Here is a 1110-nt window from a genome sequence, read left to right as displayed (position 1 = left end):
GCCGGAGACCGAGGCCAGATGTACGTCCTTCTTGATGCCGTCATAGACAAAGCGGAAATCTTCCGGCGACAGCGGCGAGCCGGTGGAGGAGATTGCCCGCACAGTGGACAGATCATGCGTGCGGATCGGCTTGAGGCCGGCCTTGCGCACGGAATCGATGAACTTGGCCGAGGTGCCGAGGAAAGTCATCTTCTCGGCATCGGCGAAATCGAACAGCACATTGCCGTCGGGGTAGAAGGGCGAACCGTCATAGAGCAGCAGCGTCGCACCCGAAGCGAGCCCCGACACCAGCCAGTTCCACATCATCCAGCCGCAGGTGGTGAAGTAGAAAAAGCGGTCGCCGTCGGTGAGACCGGCATGCAGCCGGTGTTCCTTGACATGCTGGATCAGCGTGCCGCCGGCCGAATGGACGATGCATTTGGGAATGCCGGTCGTTCCCGACGAAAACAGGATGTAAAGCGGATGCGAAAACGGCAGCGGCTCGAAGGCGACGGGCTTGCCGGCGAAGGGCGACAGCGCCTCTTCCAGCGCCACCGCCTTGTCGATGATCCCGGCGACATCGCTCGATGTGCCGAGATAGTCGACGACCAGGATCTTGCGGACAGTGCCGAGCTTGGCCGCGACCGCGGCGATCTTGTCGGCGACTTCGATCGCCTTGCCATTGTACCAATAGCCATCCGGCGCGATGAAGACGACGGGCTCGATCTGGCCGAACCTGTCGAGCACGCCCTGCTCGCCGAAATCGGGAGAGCAGGACGACCAGACGGCGCCGACCGAGGCGGCGGCCAGCATGGCGGCGACGGTCTCCGGCATGTTGGGCATCATGGCGGCAATGCGGTCGCCCTTCTTCACCTTGAGCGACAGGAAAAGCTGCTGCAGCCGCGAGGTCAGCGCGTGCAACTCGTTCCAGGACAGCCGGCGCTCGACCTTGTCTTCGCCGCGAAACACGATTGCGTCGCCTGAGCCGGTCTTCTTCAGCAGATTCCCGGCGAAATTCAGTGTCGCATCGGGAAAGAAAGAAGCGCCGGGCATCTTGTCGCCGTCGACGAGCAGCTTGTCGCCCTTGTCGCCGACGATGCCGCAGAAATCCCAGACCAGGCTCCAGAACCC

1 protein-coding gene is annotated in these 1110 nt (G+C 62.8%); it reads right to left on the bottom strand.

Annotated elements, in window-relative coordinates:
- Positions 1 to 1110, bottom strand: a 1110-nt coding sequence (locus EN969_RS32355; RefSeq protein ID WP_127419801.1) for an acetoacetate--CoA ligase, incomplete at both ends; no start/stop codon positions are given.

This window comes from Mesorhizobium sp. M7A.F.Ca.CA.003.01.2.1, from assembly GCF_003998945.1.
Classification (GTDB): Bacteria; Pseudomonadota; Alphaproteobacteria; order Rhizobiales; family Rhizobiaceae; genus Mesorhizobium; species Mesorhizobium ciceri.
Note: the sequence above shows the minus strand (reverse complement) of the source record. Positions and strands in the feature narration are given on the sequence as shown.